At 60.3% G+C, this 21,573-nt stretch carries 21 protein-coding genes; 9 read left to right on the forward strand and 12 right to left on the reverse strand.

The window, feature by feature from the left end; genetic code table 11:
• Positions 1-16: 16 nt before the first annotated feature.
• The 5 genes from LXM96_RS03780 to LXM96_RS03800 form a co-directional block, all read right to left on the reverse strand.
• Positions 17-1,522, reverse strand: coding sequence for a tripartite tricarboxylate transporter permease (locus LXM96_RS03780; protein ID WP_239997007.1), 1,506 nt, complete (start codon positions 1,520-1,522; stop codon positions 17-19).
• A gap of 9 nt (positions 1,523-1,531) precedes the next feature.
• On the reverse strand, positions 1,532-1,993 hold the full coding sequence (locus LXM96_RS03785) for a tripartite tricarboxylate transporter TctB family protein (protein WP_239997008.1): 462 nt from the start codon (positions 1,991-1,993) through the stop codon (positions 1,532-1,534).
• A 97-nt stretch (positions 1,994-2,090) separates the two neighbouring features.
• Positions 2,091-3,074 (reverse strand): tripartite tricarboxylate transporter substrate-binding protein, encoded by a 984-nt coding sequence (locus LXM96_RS03790; protein WP_239997009.1) that lies wholly within the window; start codon positions 3,072-3,074, stop codon positions 2,091-2,093.
• A gap of 200 nt (positions 3,075-3,274) precedes the next feature.
• Complete coding sequence (locus tag LXM96_RS03795) at positions 3,275-4,648, reverse strand: sigma-54-dependent transcriptional regulator (protein WP_239997010.1); 1,374 nt, start codon at positions 4,646-4,648, stop codon at positions 3,275-3,277.
• Positions 4,645-6,447, reverse strand: coding sequence for a sensor histidine kinase (locus LXM96_RS03800; protein WP_239997202.1), 1,803 nt, complete (start codon positions 6,445-6,447; stop codon positions 4,645-4,647). The genes LXM96_RS03795 and LXM96_RS03800 overlap by 4 nt, the downstream gene beginning before the upstream one ends.
• A 196-nt stretch (positions 6,448-6,643) precedes the next feature.
• Here LXM96_RS03800 and LXM96_RS03805 point away from each other — a divergent pair, with 196 nt between their 5' ends.
• The 4 genes from LXM96_RS03805 (at position 6,644) to LXM96_RS03820 (ending at position 10,921) form a co-directional block, all read left to right on the forward strand.
• Positions 6,644-7,120, forward strand: coding sequence for a DUF4126 family protein (locus tag LXM96_RS03805; protein WP_239997011.1), 477 nt, complete (start codon positions 6,644-6,646; stop codon positions 7,118-7,120).
• The gene (locus tag LXM96_RS03810) at positions 7,117-8,490 is read left to right on the forward strand and encodes an FAD-containing oxidoreductase (protein ID WP_262913460.1); all 1,374 of its coding nucleotides are present in this window, start codon (positions 7,117-7,119) and stop codon (positions 8,488-8,490) included. The genes LXM96_RS03805 and LXM96_RS03810 overlap by 4 nt, the downstream gene beginning before the upstream one ends.
• Before the next feature lie 111 nt (positions 8,491-8,601).
• Entirely contained in the window at positions 8,602-10,572 is a 1,971-nt protein-coding gene (gene asnB, locus LXM96_RS03815) for an asparagine synthase (glutamine-hydrolyzing) (protein WP_239997012.1), read from the forward strand.
• Between the two features lie 127 nt (positions 10,573-10,699).
• Positions 10,700-10,921 carry a hypothetical protein gene (locus LXM96_RS03820; protein WP_239997013.1) on the forward strand — a complete coding sequence of 74 codons (222 nt, stop codon included), beginning with the start codon at positions 10,700-10,702 and terminating at the stop codon, positions 10,919-10,921.
• Between the two features lie 135 nt (positions 10,922-11,056).
• Here the strand turns inward: LXM96_RS03820 and LXM96_RS03825 are convergent, their stop codons facing one another.
• Positions 11,057-11,566: a ferritin-like domain-containing protein gene (locus LXM96_RS03825; RefSeq protein ID WP_394801874.1), complete on the reverse strand. Its 510-nt coding sequence runs from the start codon at positions 11,564-11,566 to the stop codon at positions 11,057-11,059.
• Between the two features lie 742 nt (positions 11,567-12,308).
• Here LXM96_RS03825 and LXM96_RS03830 point away from each other — a divergent pair.
• Complete coding sequence (locus LXM96_RS03830; RefSeq protein ID WP_239997014.1) at positions 12,309-13,469, forward strand: phospholipase D-like domain-containing protein; 1,161 nt, start codon at positions 12,309-12,311, stop codon at positions 13,467-13,469.
• On the opposite strand, the gene LXM96_RS03835 is transcribed toward LXM96_RS03830, so the two are convergent.
• Positions 13,446-14,387, reverse strand: a complete 942-nt coding sequence (locus tag LXM96_RS03835; RefSeq protein WP_239997015.1) for a lysylphosphatidylglycerol synthase domain-containing protein — start codon at positions 14,385-14,387, stop codon at positions 13,446-13,448. The two genes, LXM96_RS03830 and LXM96_RS03835, sit on opposite strands and share 24 nt — an antisense overlap.
• Before the next feature lie 59 nt (positions 14,388-14,446).
• Here LXM96_RS03835 and LXM96_RS03840 point away from each other — a divergent pair, with 59 nt between their 5' ends.
• Positions 14,447-15,202: an endonuclease/exonuclease/phosphatase family protein gene (locus tag LXM96_RS03840; protein WP_239997016.1), complete on the forward strand. Its 756-nt coding sequence runs from the start codon at positions 14,447-14,449 to the stop codon at positions 15,200-15,202.
• 37 nt (positions 15,203-15,239) lie between these two features.
• Here the strand turns inward: LXM96_RS03840 and LXM96_RS03845 are convergent, their stop codons facing one another.
• Genes LXM96_RS03845 through LXM96_RS03855 form a run of 3 tightly spaced genes read right to left on the reverse strand, consistent with a single transcriptional unit; the run spans position 15,240 to position 16,003 of the window.
• A complete protein-coding gene (locus LXM96_RS03845; RefSeq protein WP_239997017.1) occupies positions 15,240-15,488 on the reverse strand; it encodes a hypothetical protein in 249 nt (82 codons plus the stop codon).
• Positions 15,489-15,505: 17 nt separating this feature from the next.
• Positions 15,506-15,712 (reverse strand): hypothetical protein, encoded by a 207-nt coding sequence (locus LXM96_RS03850; protein ID WP_239997018.1) that lies wholly within the window; start codon positions 15,710-15,712, stop codon positions 15,506-15,508.
• Positions 15,713-15,733: 21 nt separating this feature from the next.
• A complete protein-coding gene (locus LXM96_RS03855) occupies positions 15,734-16,003 on the reverse strand; it encodes a hypothetical protein (RefSeq protein ID WP_239997019.1) in 270 nt (89 codons plus the stop codon).
• A gap of 304 nt (positions 16,004-16,307) precedes the next feature.
• Here LXM96_RS03855 and LXM96_RS03860 point away from each other — a divergent pair, with 304 nt between their 5' ends.
• Both LXM96_RS03860 and cydB read left to right on the forward strand, forming a co-directional pair.
• A complete protein-coding gene (locus LXM96_RS03860; protein ID WP_239997020.1) occupies positions 16,308-17,726 on the forward strand; it encodes a cytochrome ubiquinol oxidase subunit I in 1,419 nt (472 codons plus the stop codon).
• Positions 17,716-18,720 (forward strand): cytochrome d ubiquinol oxidase subunit II, encoded by a 1,005-nt coding sequence (gene cydB / locus LXM96_RS03865; RefSeq protein ID WP_239997021.1) that lies wholly within the window; start codon positions 17,716-17,718, stop codon positions 18,718-18,720. The genes LXM96_RS03860 and cydB overlap by 11 nt, the downstream gene beginning before the upstream one ends.
• Before the next feature lie 113 nt (positions 18,721-18,833).
• On the opposite strand, the gene LXM96_RS03870 is transcribed toward cydB, so the two are convergent.
• Both LXM96_RS03870 and LXM96_RS03875 read right to left on the reverse strand, forming a co-directional pair.
• A complete protein-coding gene (locus LXM96_RS03870; RefSeq protein ID WP_239997022.1) occupies positions 18,834-19,445 on the reverse strand; it encodes a flavodoxin family protein in 612 nt (203 codons plus the stop codon).
• A gap of 72 nt (positions 19,446-19,517) precedes the next feature.
• Positions 19,518-20,096 (reverse strand): helix-turn-helix domain-containing protein, encoded by a 579-nt coding sequence (locus tag LXM96_RS03875; protein WP_239997023.1) that lies wholly within the window; start codon positions 20,094-20,096, stop codon positions 19,518-19,520.
• Positions 20,097-20,167: 71 nt separating this feature from the next.
• Between LXM96_RS03875 and LXM96_RS03880 the strand changes: the two genes are divergently transcribed.
• Positions 20,168-21,541, forward strand: a complete 1,374-nt coding sequence (locus LXM96_RS03880) for an LLM class flavin-dependent oxidoreductase (RefSeq protein WP_239997024.1) — start codon at positions 20,168-20,170, stop codon at positions 21,539-21,541.
• Positions 21,542-21,573: the final 32 nt, after the last annotated feature.

Genomic DNA, 21,573 nt, shown 5'->3' on the forward strand with positions numbered 1-21,573 from the left:
GCACCTGCGTACTTCGTCAGTCTTCTTCCTGAAACACCTCATCGCGCTTTTTCCGCACGCTTGGCAGGAAGACAATCACCAAAACCGCCAGGGCAATGACCAGCAAGGTGGCGCTGATCGGACGTTTGAAGAACGTGGTCGGATCGCCCCGCGATAGGATCATTGCGCGCCGCAGGTTTTCCTCCAGCAGAGGCCCAAGCACGAAGCCGAGCAGCAGCGGTGCGGGCTCACAGCGCAGCTTGACCAGCACATAGCCGATGAGCCCGAAGAAGGCGACCGCGAAGAGGTCGTAGACGTTCGAGTTGACACTGTAGACCCCGATCGAGCAGAAGGCCATGATGATGGGGAAGAGTACGTAATAGGGGATCGTCAGGAGCTTCACCCACAGCCCGATCAGCGGCAGGTTCAGAACCACCAGCATCAGGTTGCCGATCCACATGGAGGCGATGATGCCCCAGAAGAGAGCCGGCTGCTCAGTTGCGACGTTCGGTCCCGGAACGATGCCTTGGATGATCATCGCGCCGATCATCAGCGCCATCACCGGATTGGCCGGGATGCCAAGCGTCAGAAGCGGAATAAAGGACGTCTGCGCACCGGCGTTGTTGGCGGATTCCGGACCTGCTACGCCAGCGATTGCCCCGTGGCCGAACTCCTCCGGCTTGTCCGACACGCGCTTTTCCACCGTGTAGGAGGCAAAGGACGCAAGAATGGCACCGCCGCCGGGAAGGATACCGAGCGCCGATCCGATGACCGTGCCGCGCAGAACCGGCGCCACCATCTTCCTGAAATCGTCCCGTGTCGGCAGCAGACCGCTTACCTTCGCCATCAGCAGCGAGCGCGTCTTCTCGTTCTCCAGGTTGCGCAGGATCTCGGCGATACCGAAGACCCCCACTGCGACGGCAACGAAGTTGAGGCCGTCCGAATATTCGCGGATTCCCAGGGTGAACCGCGGGGTGCCGGTATAGATGTCCGTGCCCACGAGCCCCAGAAGCAGGCCGAGCGCCACCATTGCCAGCGCCTTGATGACGGAGCCATGCGCCAACGCAATCGACGACACCAGGCCGACGATCATCAGCGAGAAGTACTCCGCCGACCCAAACTGAAGAGCGATCGCCGTCAATGGTGGCGCAAAGATTGCGACAAGGAATGTCGAAACGCTCCCGGCGAAGAAGGAGCCGAGTGCGGCAATCGAAAGCGCCGCCCCTGCCCTGCCCTTTCGCGCCATCTGGTAGCCGTCGATTGCCGTGACGGCCGAAGAGGATTCACCTGGCATGTTGATCAGGATCGCAGTGGTGGAGCCGCCGTACTGGGCGCCGTAGTAGATGCCTGCCAGCATGATGAGCGACGAGACCGGTTCGAGCTGGAAGGTGATCGGCAGCAGCATCGCGATCGTCGCGGTAGCGCCGATCCCGGGAAGAACCCCGATCAGCGTGCCGAGCAGGACGCCGATCAGGCAGAAGAACAGGTTTTCGATCGACGACGCCGTGGAAAAGCCCAGGGCAAGATTGCTCAAGAAATCCATCTGCCTCTCCTAGAACCCGAGCCACGGGCCGAAGCGCCGGAACGGCAAACCGAGACCGTAACTGAAAACAAGGACCGAAAAGATCGTCAGGCAGAACGCCAGGACCAGCGCCGTCAGAGGCTTCATCTTACCGGATGCGAAGGACGCTATCAGCGCCGTCAGGAACAGGGCCGGCACGAAACCGAGGCCACGGACCGTTAGGCCAAAGAAGATCGGTGCCGGTAGGATGAAGAACATGCCGCGCCACGCGATGTGGCCGATCGGCTCCCCTTCAACGCGGATGGATTGAAGCAGGATCACGCCCCCCAGCAGGATCAGCGCGCAAGCGAGGATCAGCGGGAAATACCCCGGCCCCATGCGAAAGGCGGTGCCGAGTTCGAGCGTCAGCGATTGAAGCGCGAAGAACGCGCCAAGCGCAATGAACAGCAGGCCGCACAATAGATTGGCTCTGTCAAATGTCGTGGATTTCATGGTCGCTCCGGAAGAATGGAGGGGCGCAGCACGAGCGCCATAAAGATGGTCCTCCCCCTGACGCGCAGAGAGAGGACCGAAGACTGGCGTTGAGGGATCAGTCGGCGTATTCGCCGGCCGCTTCGATCACCGGCTTCCAGCGAGCGATTTCGCCTTCGAGCTTCGCCTTCAGGGCGTCCGGCGTTGCGTCAGACTGCGGCGACGGCTCCGTTCCAAGCTCGGCGAACCGTGCCGCAACATTCGGATCAGCAAGCGCCACCTTCAGGGCTTCCGAAAGGCGGTTCACGGCCTCTTCCGGCGTGCCCTTTGGCGCGTAGATGCCGTGCCAGATGCCGACCTGGAAGTCGGACAGACCACCTTCGGCAGCAGTAGGTACGTCCTTCAGAACATCCAGACGCTCGGGCGAGGTCACGGCATAGGCCTTGATGGTGCCGCCCTGGATCTGCTTCGTCGTGTTGGTCGTCTGGTCGCACATGATATCGACCTGGCCGCCGAGAAGATCCGTCATCGCCGGGCCCGTGCCCTTGTAAGGCACCGTGACCAGCGGGGTCTCGATCGCGCTCATGAACAGCATGCCGCAAAGATGAGAGGCAGCGCCGATGCCGGCATTGGCAACGGTAACGGTGTCCTTGTTGGCCTTCGCGTACTCGATCAGGCCCTTCAGGTCGGTCGGCTCGAGGTCCTTGCGCGCAACGATCGTCATCGGTACTTCAGTGACGAGGCCGACATATTCAAAAGCGTCCAGCGTCTCGTAGGGCAGCTTGCGATAGAGTGTGTCACTCGTCGCCATGCCGATATGGTGCAGGAGCACCGTGTAGCCGTCCGCTTCGGCATTCGCGACGCGCGCAGCACCAAGCGTGCCGCCTGCACCGCCAACGTTCTCGATGATGACCTGCTGGCCGAGATCCTTGGACATCGCTTCGGCGACGAGACGCGCGACGGTGTCGGTCGGGCCACCGGCAGAGAAGGGCACGACCATGGTGATCGTACGATCGGGATACGTCTGCGCGCCGGCAACGGCGGAGAACAGGGTGGCGGCCGCAAGAGCGGTTGCGCCAATGATGGCGTTCAACGTTTTCATCATACTCCTCCAGATGAATATGCTTGAACCGGCGCAAGTCCCTCCCGCGCCAGCCTGCACTGATCTAGAGGTTCACCACGCGAGGCTGGCAATCTTCAACTTCAAGGATCAATGGCATTGTCTGCCGCTTAACGGTGTAATGGGTGGAAATCGAAACAGGGCCGCAGAATCCATGGGTGGAAATCCACCCATCGCCCGCTTCATCCCTCACGCTCATCGTAAATGTCGTGGTCGGAACCGTGCATTTTCTTGTCCAGGCCGTACTTCTGCATCTTGTCGTAAAGGGTCTTGCGAGAGATACCGAGCGCTTCATAGACGGGTCGAAGCGCTCCACCATGGGCCGCAATGGCACCGGCAATGACCGTCTTCTCAAAGGTCGCCACCTTCTCCGCCAGCCGGCTGCCGCCTTCAGCGCCGTTCGAGCTATGTTCGCCGGGATCAATCTCCAAGCCGAGCACCAGCCGATCGGCGGCATTGCGCAGCTCGCGGACATTACCCGGCCAGTCCTTCTGTCCAACGGCCGAGAGAATATCCGCAGGAACTTCCAGATCGTCGCGTCCATAGCGCGCAGCAGCTTCTCTGACGAGGTGCAGGAACAGGAGCGGGATATCAGCGCGCCGCTGCTGCAGCGATGGCACCCGGATGGTGGCAACATTCAAGCGGTAGAGCAGATCGGCGCGAAACCGCCCGGCCGTAACCTCCGCCTCAAGGTCGACCTTGCTGGTTGCGATGAAGCGGACGTCGAGCGGCACGAGTTCATTGGATCCCAGGCGGCTGATGACCCGCTCCTGCAGAACCCGCAGGAACTTCGCCTGCAGATCAAATGGTAAGGACCCGATTTCGTCGAGCAAGATGGTGCCGCCCCGCCCATGCTCGAACTTACCGTATCGGGCCCGAAGCGCCCCGGGAAACGCGCCGGCCTCATGGCCGAAGAGCTCGCTCTCGATAAGGTTGTCGGGAAGCGCGGCGCAGTTGATGGCGATGAACGGCCGGTTCGCGCGCGGACTGATGTCGTGAAGTGCGCGGGCGACGACCTCCTTGCCCGCACCTGTGTCTCCTATGATCAGAGTATCGGCTTCCGTCGCACCGATGGCGCGAATGCGGTAGCGGAGATCGACCATGACCTGCGTACGGCCGGGAAGACGCGCCTCAAGGTCGTCCCGCTTGCCGGCGACCGCTTTCAGCCTTCGATTTTCGAGCACCAGCGCCCGCCGGTCCAGCGCCCGCCGGATCACGCCTGCGAGGTGCTGTGGCGTGAAGGGTTTCTCGAGGAAGTCGTAAGCGCCCTCGCGCATGGCCTTTACGGCAAGCTGGACATCACCATGACCGGTGACGAGGATGACAGGGATCTCCGGATCAAGCTCCCGGATACGGTGCAGCAGCGTCATACCGTCGGTGCCCGGCATCCGGATGTCCGTCACGATGACCCCATCGAAGCTAAAGCCTGCCAGTTCCATGACGTCGTCCGCTGTGGCGAATGCCTGGACGGACAGGCCGAAAAGCTCGAGAGCCTGCGCAGTCGACCGCCGCAGCTCTTCTTCGTCATCGACGAGAAGGACCCGTTGCTCGCTCATTCCGCAGCCTCAAGCGCCGTCTCCGACGCGACGTCCAGTTCGACCTTGAAGACTGCCCCACCTTCCGGATGATTACGCACGACGAGACGGCCACCAAAATCCTTCACGATGTTGTAGGAGATTGAAAGGCCAAGCCCGAGCCCCTTGCCGACGCCCTTCGTCGTGAAGAAAGGATCGAAAATGCGCTCCTGTATTGCGGCGGGGACGCCGGCACCATGGTCTCGCACAGCGATAGAAACCTTACCCTCGTCCTCCAAGAAGGCCGACACTTCGATGGTGCGATCGGCAAGACCTTCGACAGCATCGGCAGCATTGGTGATGACGTTCACCAGCACCTGCTGCAGCCGAACCGCACCCGCCTGCACCGGCGGCAGATCCTTCTCGATCGTCACCTTCAACTCCGCTTTTGCCGTTCCCAAACGGGCAGCGACGATTTCGAGCGTATCGCCGATCACCTCTTCCAGCGAAACGGCGCCGAGCTTCTCCTTCGGCTTGCGCGCAAAATTGCGGAGGTGCCGGCTGATCGACGCCATTCGGTCGATCAAGGCCGAGATCCGCCGGACATTGTCGGTGGCTTCATCGATCCGCCCAAGACCGATCAGCATGGAAGCGCTTTCTGCGTAGGTCTTGGCGGCCGCGAGCGGCTGGTTGAACTCGTGAGACAGCGCTGCCGACATCTGGCCGAGGCCGGCCAGTTTGCCCGCCTGGATGAGGTCGGCCTGTGTCTGGCGAAGGCGCTGCTCCGTCAGGCGACGCTCGGCAATCTCCTTTTCGATCATGCTGTTGACCCGCGCGAGGTCGGCCGTCCGCTCAGCCACCCTCCGCTCCAACTCCTCCTTCGCATGCGCCTGCATCTGCATCCGCTCGTTCAGTCGGGCACGACGTTGCAGGATGACGGCAAGAAAGAGCCCAGCCAGACCGAGGAAGAGCAGAACCGCAACGATGGTGGTCTTTGTCTGGGCACGCACGGTCCCGGTGTCGACCAGCACGTTGACGGCCCATCCTGCATCTTCCATCTGCGCCGAAGCAACGAGATATTCGCGCTCCGACGATCCACCGGAGATGGTCATGGTCGCCTGCCCGGCATAGGTGCCGCGCCTAACCGGCAATTCGCGCAGCTTGGCATCGGCATAGCGGCGGGAAGCCTCCGTCCGCGCCAGCCGCTCCGCCGTCAGCGGCTCGATTGCCGCATAAAGCCATTCCGGCGAGCCGGTCATGAAGATGATGCCCTCGGGATCCGAGACGAAGATGCGGCTGTCGCCGCCGTTCCACGATCGCTCGATCGCGTCGATGTCCACCTTGAAGACGATCACACCGCGGATTTCGCCAGCGACCCGAATGGGAGAGCCGAAGTAGTAGCCGCGTTTCTGGGACGTGGTGCCGAGCGCATAGAAGCGGGATTGCATGCCGCTTGCCGCGTCCTGGAAATAGGGACGGTAGCTGAAGTTCTCGCCGACAAAACTCAGCGGTTCGTCGTAGTTGCTTGCCGCAACGGTGTTGCCGTCCATCGTCATCACGTAGATGTCCGATGACGTTAGAAGCGCGTTGATCTCCTTGAGATAGGTGTTGGTGACGGCCTGCAGTCGTTTGTCGTCTGGACGCTGCACCAGGTTTTTCACGTTCTCCTGGTCCGCGATCAAAGCAGGCAACGCCTCGTACCGCTTCAGATGCCCCTCTAGCGCCGCAACAGCGAGACGCAGGGTTGTCTGCGCCTGAGCGGCGGTTTCTTCCATATAGCTGCGGGATACGAAGTTTCCGCCGCCAAAGATGACGGCCGCCACGACGACCAGGCAGGCAATCGACGCAATTACGACTCTATGACGCAATGAAATCTGGCTCCTCCACCAAACTGCGCGTGATCATAAGCCTAGCCTACTGCCATTGCCATAGCTCGTTGCGCGAACGCGAAAGAGAGCATCCTGAAGACCTGCTTGACTCCTGGCGGCGGCATGCTTGGATCACCCCGTCCTGTCGCTCCATTCGGAAAGGCATCCCATGATCTACCTCCTCGCATTAGTGATCGGCGTCGTTGCAGGTCTTCGCACGATGGTTGCCGCCGCTGCGGTCGCCTGGGGCGCCCATCTTGGCTTTCTTGCCCTGACCGGCACATGGCTCTCCTTCCTCACCTCCATCTGGGCGGTTGTCATATTGACAATCCTTGCCGCCGGCGAACTCGTGACTGACAAGCTTCCGACAACGCCCAGTCGCAAGGTACCCGTTCAATTTGCCGGTCGCGTCGTGATCGGCGCGCTTGCAGGGGTTGCCTTGGGAGCAGGCTTCGGCCTCTGGCTGGGAGCGCTTATTGCAGGCGCCATCGGAGCGGTCGTTGGAACGCTGGGCGGGGCGGCGGTCCGCGCCCGCCTCGCTACGGCATTTCGAAAAGACACCCCAGCCGCGCTTGCCGAAGATGCCGTGGCCATTATCAGCGCATGGCTGCTCATAAACGCGGTCACCTTGGTGGCAGTATCATGAGAAGCTTCGACGCCATCATCATCGGAACCGGCCAGGCCGGGCCGCCGCTTGCCGGTCGCCTCGCCGCCGCCGGCAAGTCCGTCGCCATCATTGAGCGAAAGCATGTCGGCGGCACCTGCGTCAACACCGGTTGCATGCCCACGAAGGCACTGGTTGCCAGCGCATACGCCGCAAATCTTGCGCGGCGTGCGGAGGACTATGGGGTTCTGGTCGATACGCCCGTGCGGATCGACATGAAAAAGGTGATGCAGCGCTCCCACCAGGTGACACTCAACGCGCGCGGCAACAACGAAAACTGGCTCAGCGGCATGGAGCGCTGCACACTGATCCGAGGCCACGCCCGCTTCGAGGGGCCGAAGCGGATACGTGTGGGTGAGGAGGTTCTGGAAGCGCCGCAGGTCTTCATCAATGTCGGTGGACGTGCCGCCGTTCCCGATCTTCCGGGTGTGAACGACATCGACTACCTGACCAACAGCAGCATCGTGATGCTTGATCGTGTTCCCGAGCATCTCGTGATCATTGGTGGAAGCTATATTGGGCTCGAGTTTGCGCAGATGTATCGCCGCTTCGGCGCAGACGTGACGATCGTCGAGAAGAGCGACCGCTTGATCGGACGCGAAGACCCCGAGATCTCCGACGCCATACGTGAAATACTAGAAGCGGAAGGGATACAGGTGCGCGCTAGCGCCGAGTGCATCCGCTTCAGCCGTCATCCGCAGGGCGTGGCTGTCGGCCTGTCCTGTAGCGACGGCGAACCGGAGGTGATCGGTTCAGACGTCCTCCTCGCCACCGGTCGACGCCCCAATACAGACGATCTGGGACTGGAGGCTGCCGGCGTAGAATTCGACGACCGCGGCTACATTAAGGTGAACGACAACCTCTCGACCAATGTCGAAGGGATCTGGGCGCTTGGGGATTGCAACGGCAAAGGCGCCTTCACCCACACCGCCTATAACGATTTCGAGATCGTTGCCGCCAATCTGCTCGACGGTGAGGATCGCAAGGTTTCGCAACGGGTGCTCGCTTACGCACTTTACATCGACCCACCGCTCGGTCGGGTAGGCATGACCGAGGCGCAGGCTTGCAAGGACGGAAGGAAGGTTCTGGTTGGGAGCCGGCCAATGTCGCGCGTCGGACGGGCGATCGAAAAAGGTGAGACGCAGGGGCTGATGAAAATCGTCATGGAGGCTGATACCGGAACGATCCTGGGCGCAGCGATTCTAGGCTCGGGCGGAGATGAGGCAATCCACGGCGTGTTGGACATAATGAATGCGGGCGCCAGTTCTGATAAACTACGTTGGGCCGTGCCGATCCACCCGACCGTGTCTGAGCTTTGGCCGACCGTGATTCAGAGCGCGCGTCCGATTTAACCGGCGGTTTACCAGCTTTCCCTTCCCTCCCTCGCAAGAACAGCGCTTAACGGCTCCTGCACCGCTATCGTGTACTGGAGAGGAGGCTGTTGACGGGCTGGGGTACCGAGCATGTGCGGATTTGCAGGTTTTGTCGGTGAGGTCGACGTTCCAGGCGGCCCCGAGCCCTTGCTTTCAGCCATGGCCGACGCGATCGCTCATCGTGGTCCTGATGGCCGAGGCATTCACTCGAACCCCGGCGTCGGCCTAGCTCACGTGCGTCTCTCAATCGTTGGCCTTGGCGACGGACAGCAACCGATGTCAACGCCAGACGGCGATCTCGTTATCGCCTTCAACGGTGAAATCTTCAACTACGTCGAATTGCGCGAGGACCTTAAAGCCCGCGGGTACCGGTTCCGCACCGGTAGCGACACCGAGGTCCTTCTTCAGCTCTATGCACAATATGGAGACGAATGCCTGGGCCGCTTGAACGGCGACTTTGCCTTCGCGATCTGGGATGGCCGGCGCCGGCGCATGCTCATCGCCCGTGACCGTGTCGGTGTCCGACCACTCTTTTACACCCAACACCGAGGCGCGCTCATCTTTGCCTCCGAGGCAAAGGCGCTCCTTGCCGTGCCCGGGGTCGAAGCCGAACTCGACCCAATCGCGCTGGATCAGATTTTCACCCTGTGGGCGCCCATTGCGCCACGGACGGTCTTCAAGGGAATCTCTGAACTGGAGCCCGGAGCCGCCCTGGTCGTGGAAGACGGAAGGGTTGAGTTCAAACAATATTATCACCTCACCTACCCCGATCTCGCAGATCTACGCCCACCAGAACATCCCGGCGCACAGGAAGAAGAACTGCTGGCACTGTTGCGCGACGCTGTGCAACTGAGGATGCGTGCTGACGTCCCGGTGGGCTCCTACCTCTCCGGAGGCCTCGACTCTTCATTGATCGTGGCGCTAGCGAGCCCCATGGCAGCAGGTGGCCTGAACACGTTCTCCGTAAATTTCGAGAGTGCGGAGCACGACGAACGGTCGTTTCAGCGTCAGGTAGCGGAGGCACTGGGTACCCATCATCGCGCCATCGCCTGCGGACCTTCGCAAATCAGCGAAGTCTTCCCGCAGGTGGTCCGCTTCGCCGAACGCCCAGTTCTACGTACAGCACCCGCGCCGCTGCTCTCTCTGTCCGGGCTCGTCAGGCAGTCCGGTATGAAGGTGGTGCTGACGGGCGAAGGTGCCGACGAGGTGTTCGCCGGCTATGACATATTCCGAGAGGCCAAGGTCCGTCGCTTCTGCGCAAGGCACCCGGGCTCTCGCGTCCGCCCGCACCTGTTCCGCAAGCTCTACCCGTATTTGCCTGGTCTAAAACAACAGACACCCGAATATCTGGCGGCTTTTTTTGGCGCGGGTGGAGACGGAACAGACGATCCGCTATTCTCGCATCGCCCCCGCTTTCGCAGCACTGCTGCCGCCAAGATCTTCTATGCCAGTGATCTCAGGGAGAGCCTGACAGGCTACGACGCAGCAGAAGAGCTCACCTCTTGCCTTCCCGCAGATTTCGGCCGCTGGCACGCGCTGCATCAGGCCCAATATCTGGAAACTCGCTTCCTGCTTCCAGGCTATATTCTCTCCAGCCAAGGGGACCGGATGGCAATGGCCAACGGCGTCGAAGGCCGCTTTCCTTTCCTCGACCCCCGGCTGATTGAGTTCGCAAACCGACTCCCGCCTGGAGCGAAACTGAAAGGATTGGAGGAAAAGCACATCCTGCGCCGGATCGCTGGTGATCTCCTGCCAACGGAGGTAGTGCGGCGACCGAAGCAGCCTTACCGCGCACCCGATACCAGTTCGTTCTTTGAGCCGGAGCCAGACTACCTGAACGAACTCCTGGGCCCTGAGAAGATCCGGGAGGGCGGACTGTTCAATCCAGCGGCAGTCGCCAAGCTCTATCAAAAGTGTCAGGCTAAGCCGGTCAGTGGTTTCCGGGACAATGTTGCCTTCGTGGGCATTCTCTCGACGCAGCTCTGGCTAGCCAGCTTCCAATCAAGCCGCTCCACCACCTCCATCCTTCGGCAAGAAGCTAGTCTGCCTAAGCTCGCGTGAATCACGCGGCCACCGCGCGTAGCGCAGACAAATAAGCTCTCGTACCGGATCAATTCGTCTGCGCCGTGGTTTAGCTCACGTAAGTCGCGTCGCAGCAGGCGGACGCAGCAGATGAAGGAGACAGAAGATGGCCAACGCAGACTCGAAGCACTTTGGTCCCGGCGGGTCCAAAGGCAAGCAGAGTGGAACCGGAGCCTTGACGGATGTAGATAAGTCAGTTCTCCCGGAAAACATGGTTCTGTCAAACCGAGACAAGGCACAACACTCCCGCGACCGTGGCCTCGACAGCAAGGCCGTCCAGACCGAGCAGTTCCACGACCACGATGCAAATCACCTCGACGACAAATAATTGAGTGTTTGAACTGACGCAGGCACCAGATTGTGCCGCTCCTGCAACGGGCGGCGCAATCCTTCTCCGACGGCCATCCCAGCGGCGCAGCGTATCTTATTCGAAGGACGCATTTGCTGGGATGACCTGGAGAGGTCAGCGCTTGGCTTGAAGCTCCCGTTCGTCTCGCATCAAGAAAAGTCGCGTTGTGTCATCCAGGTTGTCTTGTAGCCACGATGCCATCGCCACCTCCTCCTGCAGGATATTCTCAAAGACCGATTTCGCTTCGGCTTCTCCCAATTCGTCGGCTGCTGCGATCAGCACTCGGTAGGCTGCGATCTCCGCATGCTCAAATGCGTAGCTGGCCATGGCGCCCTTGATCACTTCGTCCTGAGTGAACGCGCCCGAAAGCCCCTGGAGGGTCGCGGTCACTCGCCCTGTTACGTCGTTCAATACGGAAGATCGAGCATCGGGAAGCTTCTCCAGTAGGTGTCTAAGCGACTTCTCATGCCCCTGGGTCTCGGCGAGATGGAGGTTGATGCGGTCCTTCAGCATCGGGTAGTTTTCCAACCGTCTCGCCTGAGCGGCAAGCATCGTGACAGCCTGCTCTTCCATCGCATGAGCGTCACGAAGCCAGTTTGCGTAGTGATCTTGCATGTGAGCCACTATGATCTCCCGAGTTGAGTCGACGCCTTGATGCCATCAGGTAGATAGCAAGCGGTTGCGAGTGGAGAAGGGGTCGCGAAAAAGCATCGCGGTGTCGAAGGAACAAAACGGGCAAAGCCTTGTTTTGCACTATGCACATAGGGAGCGTTCATGGTTCATCCGCGCGAGCCACAGGAGAATCCACCCATTCCGATCCCGGATTGGAAACCGGAGCCACCGATCGACGAGCCGGAACCGGATCGTCTGCCTGATGAGGCACCGACTCCCAATCCCGATGAGAATGACAACCCGCCGGCGTATGCGTAGTATCTAGCGCCGCCGCCACCGGCTGCAATCCTCCTGATTGGAACAATCGGGAGGATTCCACGTTCCCCTGCGATCGCAGCTCCGGGGGCCAAAGGTGGACGTGACCGTAACCGCTAAATCAAAGCATCAAAACGCCAGACCTGATCCCATCATCAAGCCCGGACTGAATGCATGGCGAAGCGCGCGAGCGGAAAAGGTTGCATTTCTGGTAGACGGAGCGGAGTACTTCGCAAGACTCGATCAGGTCTTACGGCAGGCGCAACGCTCCATTTTCATTATTGGCTGGGACTTCAATCCTGAGATCAGACTCCGTCCCGGAGCGTCGGAGGAGACATTAGGTCAGCTTCTACGTGACCTTGTGGACGCCAAGCCAGAACTTGAAGTTCGCTTGTTGATCTGGGGTATGGGGCCTGTCTACTCCAGCAGGAGCCTTAAGATGTTCGGCAAGATGGAGTGGAGCGATCACCCCCGCATCCACATCAAGCTCGACTTTGATCATCCCCTGCGCGGCAGCCATCATCAGAAGGTGGTTTCCATCGATGATCGAACTGCATTCCTAGGCGGTATCGATTTGACGTCTCGACGGTGGGATGACCGGAGCCACCAAATAGACAACCCGTTGCGTGTATCGCCGGATGGCACCGCATACGGGCCCGTCCACGATGTTCAGACGATTGTCGCCGGTCCGCCGGCACTCTTCGTTGCAGATATGGCGCGCGACAGGTGGCGAAGGCAGACGGGCGAGGTGCTGCAGCCAACAAGACAGACCCACGGAGCAAACCCGTGGCCCGAAGACCTTCCCGCTGCCTTGACCGATTGCAATACGGCCCTGGCGTTGACCGAGGCCTGGAACTGGAAAGGGCGTCGCGGCCATCGAGAAGCAATTCGCCTCACTCATGAGGCGTTGAGGGCGGCCCAGCGGCATCTGTATATAGAGACGCAGTATCTGGCCTCCTTCGGTATTGCTCGCACACTAGCCAAGCGCCTGAAGGCCCGGAACGGCCCCGAAGTGGTTGTTGTGGTGACAAGAGAATCCCACGGCTTCTTTGAGCAGGCAATGATGGGACAGAACCGCAACCGGCTCATTCGTCGCCTGAAGCGCGTCGACCGGTACAACAGGTTGCGCGTCTTTTACGCAGTGACGCCGGATGGCGAGGAAGGTGAAAAAGAAATCATCGTCCATTCCAAGGTCATCATCGTGGACGATCGCTTCATCCGTGTCGGTTCGTCCAACCTCAACAACCGATCGGAGGGCCTCGACACCGAATGCGACCTTGCGGTGGAGACGCGCTCCGCCGAAGGCCACAGAGCCGTAACGTCCATTCGCAATGATCTTTTGGCTGAACATATGGGCTGCACCGCCGAAGAGGTGAAGGCGATCGTTGAAGAGACGGGATCCTTGATCGCCGCCATCGACCGGCTGAATGTCCAGCGCCGTGGCCTTCGGCCTTTTGAGATGGTTCGATCGGAGGGGGATACAGACTCGCTGGTGGGCACTGGCCTCTTCGACCCAAAGCAGCCTTTCTGGCCCATCCGTCCAATAGTGGCTCTCATCCGTCGTACGGCCGGAAGATTAGCTCGCCGTCTGCTCCGCTAGTGTTGGAGAACGCCGCTTGAAGTACGCTTCGCTTGCGATCAATACCGGCACCCCGATCATCAATGGCACAAAGAAGTAGAGCACCCGAAACGCGACGAGCGCACCAATCGCGCTGGCGTGCGGCAGAAGTCCCAACATCGTTGCCTCCAACACGCCAAGCCCGCCCGGGACGTGGCTGACCAGTGAAGCGATGTTGGATGTCACATAGGCTGTGGCGACCGACAGATAGCCGACGTCAGACACGCTTGACATCAATTGGTGTATCGCGCCCGCGACGCAGGCAAAATTCAAGGTACCGACCACCACCTGCCCGAGCGCAAGATGAAGTGGAGGTGGTTCGAAGCTCCATTTACCAACGGTCAGGGATCGCCTCACGCGCCAGCAGAGAACGAGATAGCCGCCGGGAACGGCTAGGATGGTCACCCCCAGCACAACTGACGCCGTCGCAGAAAGACCGAGCATATCGCCCCTTCCTCCCGGTGAGGACAAAAGTGCAAGCGACGCTAATGTAGTGAGACCGATGCCGACCGTCACACCGCAGAAGACGATCACCTTTGCAACTTGCGCAGGTGACAATCCCCAACGGGAATAGAAGCGGTAGCGAACGGCGCCGCTACTCAGGGCCGCCAACCCTACATTGTGGCCGATGGACAACCCCGTGAACGAAGCCAGTGCCGCCCTCGGATAGCTGAGCGGCCGCCCGGCGTACCGGACTGCCAGCCAATCGAACCCTGTAAGACAGATGTAGGAGGCAATCACGAACCCGAGGGACGAAATGAGGTGGTTAACGGGGATGGAACGGACAGAGGCCTGGATTTCCGCCCACGTATAGCGCCCGAGGCTTCGGTATACGATCACCACGGCAAATAAGACGGCAACGAGAACCAGAACTTTGAACAGGCGCTGCCTGGAGATCATACCCTCCTCCGGAATCTGCTGACAGGGAACGAAACCGAGCCTAACGGGTTCCCAGCGTCATGGCATCTCAACGACCCGAAAACCCAGACCCGCCCGGCACGATCCTCAAGATACTCAGCTACAACGTCCACAGTTGCATCGGCACCGATCGCAAGCTGGACCCGGCTCGAATTGCACAGGTGATCGCCGATCTGTCTCCTGACATCATCGGTCTGCAGGAGTTGGACGTCGGTCGATCCCGAACCGGAGGTGTTGACCAAGCGCACATCATCGCCTCTTTGCTGAGGATGAAGTATCATTTCCACGCTGCCTTGCACGTGACGGAAGAAAGGTATGGCGATGCCATCCTGACTGCATTGCCGATGAAGCTCATCAAGAGCGGGATGTTGCCATCAAGCGGCGAACAGCGGGGGGCGCTCTGGGTAGAGATCACCGTCGGAGACACTTCTCTACAGGTATTCAACACCCACCTGGGCCTCAGAAGAAGCGATAGGATTCAGCAGGCAGCCAGCTTACTTAGCCCTGCCTGGCTAGGCCACCCGGCTTACGATGGTACTGCAAAGGTCTTGATCGGCGACCTCAACTCAGTAGGGAGTTCCACTGCCTATAAGCACTTCGCGCGGCGCTTCCATGACGCGCAAAAAGCAGCGGGTGCTACTCCGAAGCCGACGTTCCCCTCCCGCTTCCCGCTCATGCGCTTGGATCATATCTTCGTGTCGGACCACGTGGAGGTAGTGGAAACGCAAGTACCGTCAACCACGCTTGTTCGGCAAGCTTCGGATCACGTGCCTCTCCTAGCAACTGTGCGATTGTGACCACTGAAGGCGCGGTAGCCACGCCTTCAGCAAGGCATCACCGGGAGCCGGTACCTTTGTGATGTTCGCTTTCTTGGTTCACGCCTCGCACGATGGCAGGATCATCCTCGTTGAGAGAGATTTCGGCGGCCCTCATGCTGAGGTCGTCGCCCTTGCGGTATGCGTCTCTCGCAGCCTCGCTGCGCTCAAGATCTGCCTGGGCGTCGAAATCCTCGCCAGCATTGGAGGTGTCGACACGCTTCTCGATGATGTTGCGTTGTTGCTGATGTGTCTTGTTGCCTTGCATGTCACGTCTCGCTTTCGCTACTTGTTGTCGCGGCCGCGCTGCTCCGGATCGATGCCACCGGACGGAAGCGTGTCATTCAGCACGTCCCCTTCCTCGGTGTTCTCGCCCTGGATGTCGCCTTCGACCAGATGGCCGTGTCGGCCTTTCGATGTGCCGATACCGGGATTGCCTTGCAGATCCGTGTCGCTCGGGCGGTCCTGCCGGAAGTGCTTCGAGGTTGCCATTTGGGCCTCCTGTTTCTCGTGTCAGTGCTTGCTGCGGGAGACGAACTTGTTGAAGCGGCTGGTTTTTCCACCTGACGTTTCTTCCTGGTAGAGGAAGCAAAGCTCGTTTTCATCGAAGATCGAGAAGAAGTCGTCCCAGCTGATCTGCTCAAGAGAGTCCTCCGGCTCGCCGAAGTCTACCCGCAGGATCCCGCCTTCGCCGGACGTCTTGACGCGTGCCGGATGGCCTCCACGCTCTTCAACCCAACCACGGATTTCCTTGTGATCGGTCGTCTCCACGGATTTGCTCATCTGTGCCTCCTTCTTGCGTTGGTACAGTCAAAACCGGGGCGCCAAGGCTTATGTTCCTGAGGAATATCTTCGATCTCGCGAATGATATTGCCAAGCTGTCGCGTCACTTTCGCGATAGGCAGATTTCCTGGAGCGTCAGTTGAACGTATAGTCAGCTGAGATCTGCTGGCGAAAGACCTCATTGCGGAGGATGCGGCATACTGCCCCGCTGCGGCGATCCGCCCGTATTGACCTTCGGTCACACTAAATCATCTTAGGGAGGTCGAACCCGGACATCGGGATTGGTCGCTAAGGTGTAGGGCTCATGTTCGAAAATATGGACGCCATTCTTCTGGCTCGCTTTCAGTTCGCCTTTACGGTGTCCTTTCACATTATCTTCCCTGCATTCTCCATTGGACTTGCGAGTTATCTGGCGGTGCTGCAGGGGCTGTGGCTTTGGACGAAGCAGGAAGTCTACATCGAGCTCTTTGACTTCTGGAAGACGATCTTCGCCCTTGCCTTTGGCATGGGCGTCGTCTCCGGCATTGTGATGTCCTACCAGTTCGGCACGAACTGGAGCGTGTTTTCAGACAAGGCAGGACCCGTCATTGGGCCGCTCATGGGCTACGAGGTGCTGTCTGCCTTCTTCTTGGAGGCGGGCTTTCTCGGCGTCATGCTGTTTGGACGACATCGGGTAGGCCCGCGGCTTCATTTCTTCGCAACGCTGATGGTGGCGTTCGGCACCTTGATGTCGGCCACCTGGATCCTTGCTGTAAACTCGTGGATGCAGACGCCTCAGGGCTTCGGCATGAACGATGTCGGCCAGTTCGTTCCCGAGGACTGGTGGGCGATCATCTTCAATCCGTCCTTCCCCTACCGCCTCGTGCACATGGTGCTCGCGGCCTATTTGACGACCGCTCTGGTTGTTGGAGCAGTTGGCGCACTCCATCTTCTTCGGCACACCTCTCCCCTGCGCTCCGGGACGATGTTCTCGATGGCAATGTGGATGCTGACGATCGTCGCGCCGCTGCAGATCCTGGCTGGAGACATGCATGGCCTCAACACTCTGGAGCATCAGCCGACCAAGGTCATGGCGATGGAAGGCCACTACGAGAGCCATCCAGATGGCGCCCCCCTCATCCTGTTCGGCATACCCAATCCGGACGAAAAGCGTGTGGACTATGCAATCGAGATCCCCAAGCTCTCGAGCCTCATCCTGAAGCACGACCTCAACGCGCCACTTCCGGGGCTAGACACCGTTCCCGAGGAACTGCATCCGCCGGTGCAGATCGTCTTCTGGTCTTTCCGTATCATGATCCTGCTCGGCTTCTCGATGCTGGGCCTCGGCCTCTGGAGCCTGTGGTGCCGCTGGCGTGGCACGTTCTACCAAAGCGACGGGCTGCATCGCGCCGCCCTCGTGATGGGCCCGGCCGGCTTTATTGCCGTCCTGGCCGGGTGGGTCACGACGGAAGTGGGGCGGCAGCCGTTCACGGTCTACGGGCACCTGCTGACAGCGGATTCGGTCTCTCCCATTTCCGCTCCCGCAGTGGGCTCGTCGCTGGTGGCCTTCATCATCGTCTACTTCCTGGTCTTCGGCGCGGGCACGTTCTACATCCTCCGCTTGATGTCGAGACTGCCGCGTGATCCGCTCGGCGATCTCGATGAAGGCCCGATCCGTACGGCCGGCATTACCCCGGCACCTCACCTCGCCCGCAAGCAGGATTACGATCATCATGGAAATTGATCTCGCGTTCATCTGGGCGGCGATCATTGCCTTCGCCGTCCTTGCCTACGTGATCCTCGACGGGTTTGACCTCGGAGTCGGGATTCTTTTCCCCTTCTTCCCCGAGAAGCGCGACAAGGACGTGATGATGAACAGCGTTGCCCCCGTCTGGGATGGTAACGAGACCTGGCTCGTCTTGGGCGGCGGAGGCCTTCTTGCAGTCTTCCCGCTGGCGTACGCTACGATCCTACCAGCGCTCTACGCGCCAATCATCGCGATGCTGCTCGGCCTCATCTTTCGCGGCGTCGCCTTCGAGTATCGCTGGCGCTCGCGCCGTGCGGAAGGACTCTGGAACTGGGCTTTCACCGGCGGGTCGGCGGTCGCAGCCTTTGCGCAGGGCGTGGCGCTCGGCGCCCTAGTGCAAGGCATTCCCGTGGAAAACCGCGCCTATGCTGGCGGCTGGTGGGACTGGCTGACGCCGTTTTCCGTGGCGACCGGGTTTGCAGTTCTGGTCGGCTATTCTTTGCTCGGCGCGACTTGGCTCGTGATGAAAACGACCGGCGACCTTGCGCATCGCGCCCGCCACTATGCCTACCTCTCGGCCGTCGCCACGCTCCTCGCCATGGGTTCCGTCAGCCTCTGGACGCCGTTCCTCGAGCCGCTTTACCTTGAGCGCTGGTTCAGCTGGCCGACAGCAGCCTTCAGCATCATCGTACCCCTGCTCGTCACCGGCTGCTTCCTGACGATGGTTCATGGGCTTCGTACACACCACGACACGCGCCCGTTCATCGCAGCACTCGGGCTCTTCGTTCTCGGCTATGCAGGCATCGGCATCAGCTTCTATCCCTACATTGTCCCCACCTCGGTGACGATCTGGGATGCTGCCGCGCCCGACGAGAGCCTGGCCTTCCTCTTGGTCGGCGCTGCGGTTCTGGTTCCGCTGATCCTCGCCTACACCACCTATGCCTACTGGGTGTTCCGCGGCAAGGTCGATCCGGAAGAGGGCTACCACTAATGCCGGCCCCTGGTACCGGCAAGCGGATCCTCTGGTTCATCGGACTTTGGCTTGCCGGTGTGGTCTGCGTCGCGTTCGTGGGGTTGCTGATCAAGCTCTGGCTTGGCGCCTGATTACTTCTCGCCGGGATACTGGTTTTCCTTCAACAGCTTCGCGAGATGCACCGTGTTGCGTGCAAGCATGCTAACGGTGCTAGTCACCTTCTCCGGGATCTTCTCCAGATCGGAAAAGTTCGTGCTCTGCATCGCCTCTCCAACCCAATAGGCGACCGCATTGGCAGGAATGGTGAAGCCCACGTCACTCAGCGCCTGGTAAAGCTCGGCCGAAACATGGTGCGCACCGTCCTCGTTGCCGACAACCGCAACCGCAGCCACACGTCCATAGGACACCATCCGCCCCTGATCGTCTGTCTCGCTGAGAAAGGCGTCCATTCGCTCCAGCGCACGCTTGGCAATGCTGGAAGGCTGGCCCATCCAGATCGGCGTTCCTAGGATCAGGATGTCCGCGTCCAGCACCATCTGCCGGATCTTCGGCCATTCGTCACCCTCGCCTTCATCCGAAAGCACGCCAGGCTTGATGTTGTAGTCTGCCAAGCGGAGGATGGTGGTCGCGACACCCATCGGCTTCATCGCTGCTTCGATGAGGCCAAGCATCCGGTCGGTTGACGAGGGTTCGCCACCGCTGGACTTCAGCGTGGCATTGAGGGCAAGCGCGGTCAGAGACATATTTTACTCCTGGATCGATCGGGGCTGACATCGCAACAATCGCCCGGCTGCCCGGTTCCAGGATTTCCTGTCTCAACGTCTTGTGAGAGTTATCAGATAATGCGCAGGCTCATTTGTGGGGTTGAAGAACACGCAGTCCGCAGGAGGACCGAGAAGCAGGCAATCCCCCTTCGCAAGGTGATGCACGACCTCGCCCTCCAAGAACTCCAGCTCGCCAGTCAGGATCCAGATCTGCTGCTGTTGAAACGCAAACGCCGAGGCGGGATAGGGGACACGCACCGCAGGCGGCAAGGACACCTCCACCAGTTCCACTGTCGAACCCGCGGGCGATATCGCGCGCCGCATATAGCCGGTTTCGGGATCGTGCCAGACCGGCTGTTCCCCATGTTGGGTCAAACGCTCTGGCGCTTGCTCCGCCAATGCCAGCAGGACCGAGAGTGGTAGTCCGAACGCACCTGAGAGACGACCGAGCACTGTCGCGGTCGGGCTTGCCTCCGCCCGCTCGACCTTGCTGATCATGGCCTTCGAGACACCGGAACGATCGGCGAGGTCGGAAAGCGACCAACCCCTCGTCTCCCGCTCGTGCCTCAGGCGCGCAGCGATGGCATGAACCGGATCTCTCGCTTCCTGCACCAGCTTGTCTTTCGTCAATCGTCTTCTATAGTGGACGAATGGAACCTATAGGAGACGACCTCCGGAAGCAATGAGGTGGGAGATCGGCAGTGGCGAAGAAGATCCTGTTCAACGCATTCGACATGAACTGCGTAGGCCATATTCAGCAGGGCCTCTGGGCACATCCGCGCGATCAGTCGCGGCGTTGTGCCGATCTCTCCTATTGGACGGACTACGCCCGTAGGCTGGAAGCTGGGTTGTTCGACGGGATCTTCATGGCAGATGTCGTCGGCGTCAACGACGTCTTTGGCGGCAGCAACGCAGCCGCACTGCGTGGCGCAGTGCAGGTGCCGGTCAACGATCCCATGCTGCTCGTGCCGGCGATGGCCGCCGTCACAAAGCATCTTGCTTTCGGCATCACCGCCAACCTGACCTACGAAGCTCCCTTCCTCTTCGCCCGCCGGATGTCGACGCTGGACCATCTTACCAATGGCCGTATCGGCTGGAACATCGTCACGGGCTACCTGGACAGCGCGGCAAAGGCGATCGGACTAGATGGCCAAGCAGCGCACGACGATCGCTATGACCTGGCTGACGAATACATGGAGGTCGTCTACAGGCTCTGGGAGGAAAGCTGGCAGGATGACGCCGTCGTCAACGACCCCAGCCGGCATCTTTATGCCGACCCTCAGAAGGTCCACAAGATCAGGCACAAGGGGCCGCAGTACAGCATCGATGCGATCCACCTCTGCGAACCATCGCCGCAGCGGACGCCGGTGCTCTATCAGGCAGGCTCGTCCACGCGTGGCCGTCAGTTCGCCGCAACCCATGCGGAATGCGTGTTCGTCAACGGTCAGAAGATTGAGGGGGTCAAGGCGATCATCGAAGACATCCGTGCCCGTGCCACCGATCGGGGGAGGAAGCCCGATGACATCAAGGTCTTCATGGGCGCAACCATCGTCACCGGGCGGACGGAGAAGGAGGCGCAGGAGAAGTACGAAGACTACCGCGCCTATGTGAGCTCCGAGGCAGCCCTGGTTCACGCCGCAGCATCGATGGGGATCGACTTTGCCAAGTATGACCTGGACGAGCCGATCGAAACCGGCAAGAGTGCCGCGATCGTGTCCAACGTCGAGGCGATGACCCGAACCGCGGGCCCGCAATGGACGAAGCGGAAGCTCCTGGAGCAGATGGTGCTCGGCAGCCGCCAGCCTCCGATGATCGCTTCGGCGGAGAAAATTGCCGATGAGCTGGGCAAATGGGCCAATGAGGCCGGAGTTGACGGATTCAACCTGTCGCGGACCGTGGTGCCGGAATGCTTCGACGACATCATTGAGTTGGTAATCCCGATCCTGCAGGATCGAGGCCTGTACAAGACGGTTTACAGCGAGGGACCGCTGCGGCAGAAGCTGTTCGGACAGCCTCGACTGCCGACAAGGCATATCGGCGCCGGACACCGGCGATTTTCACCGGCAGCGGAATAGGGTGGTCGATGGAGAGGCAGCAATTTCGAGAT

Origin of the sequence: Rhizobium halophilum, assembly GCF_021648825.1 — a bacterium.
GTDB classification, from domain to species: Bacteria; Pseudomonadota; Alphaproteobacteria; order Rhizobiales; family Rhizobiaceae; genus Neorhizobium; species Neorhizobium halophilum.

Bases quoted from the DNA above. Each gene is read 5' to 3' on its own strand.
- LXM96_RS03780 (WP_239997007.1), bottom strand. From the start codon at position 1,522: ATGGATTTCTTGAGCAATCTTGCCCTGGGCTTTTCCACGGCGTCGTCG.
- LXM96_RS03785 (WP_239997008.1), bottom strand. From the start codon at position 1,993: ATGAAATCCACGACATTTGACAGAGCCAATCTATTGTGCGGCCTGCTG.
- LXM96_RS03790 (WP_239997009.1), bottom strand. From the start codon at position 3,074: ATGAAAACGTTGAACGCCATCATTGGCGCAACCGCTCTTGCGGCCGCC.
- LXM96_RS03795 (WP_239997010.1), bottom strand. From the start codon at position 4,648: ATGAGCGAGCAACGGGTCCTTCTCGTCGATGACGAAGAAGAGCTGCGG.
- LXM96_RS03805 (WP_239997011.1), top strand. From the start codon at position 6,644: ATGATCTACCTCCTCGCATTAGTGATCGGCGTCGTTGCAGGTCTTCGC.
- LXM96_RS03810 (WP_262913460.1), top strand. From the start codon at position 7,117: ATGAGAAGCTTCGACGCCATCATCATCGGAACCGGCCAGGCCGGGCCG.
- asnB (WP_239997012.1), top strand. From the start codon at position 8,602: ATGTGCGGATTTGCAGGTTTTGTCGGTGAGGTCGACGTTCCAGGCGGC.
- LXM96_RS03820 (WP_239997013.1), top strand. From the start codon at position 10,700: ATGGCCAACGCAGACTCGAAGCACTTTGGTCCCGGCGGGTCCAAAGGC.
- LXM96_RS03830 (WP_239997014.1), top strand. From the start codon at position 12,309: ATGTTCGGCAAGATGGAGTGGAGCGATCACCCCCGCATCCACATCAAG.
- LXM96_RS03835 (WP_239997015.1), bottom strand. From the start codon at position 14,387: ATGATCTCCAGGCAGCGCCTGTTCAAAGTTCTGGTTCTCGTTGCCGTC.
- LXM96_RS03840 (WP_239997016.1), top strand. From the start codon at position 14,447: ATGGCATCTCAACGACCCGAAAACCCAGACCCGCCCGGCACGATCCTC.
- LXM96_RS03845 (WP_239997017.1), bottom strand. From the start codon at position 15,488: ATGCAAGGCAACAAGACACATCAGCAACAACGCAACATCATCGAGAAG.
- LXM96_RS03850 (WP_239997018.1), bottom strand. From the start codon at position 15,712: ATGGCAACCTCGAAGCACTTCCGGCAGGACCGCCCGAGCGACACGGAT.
- LXM96_RS03855 (WP_239997019.1), bottom strand. From the start codon at position 16,003: ATGAGCAAATCCGTGGAGACGACCGATCACAAGGAAATCCGTGGTTGG.
- LXM96_RS03860 (WP_239997020.1), top strand. From the start codon at position 16,308: ATGTTCGAAAATATGGACGCCATTCTTCTGGCTCGCTTTCAGTTCGCC.
- cydB (WP_239997021.1), top strand. From the start codon at position 17,716: ATGGAAATTGATCTCGCGTTCATCTGGGCGGCGATCATTGCCTTCGCC.
- LXM96_RS03870 (WP_239997022.1), bottom strand. From the start codon at position 19,445: ATGTCTCTGACCGCGCTTGCCCTCAATGCCACGCTGAAGTCCAGCGGT.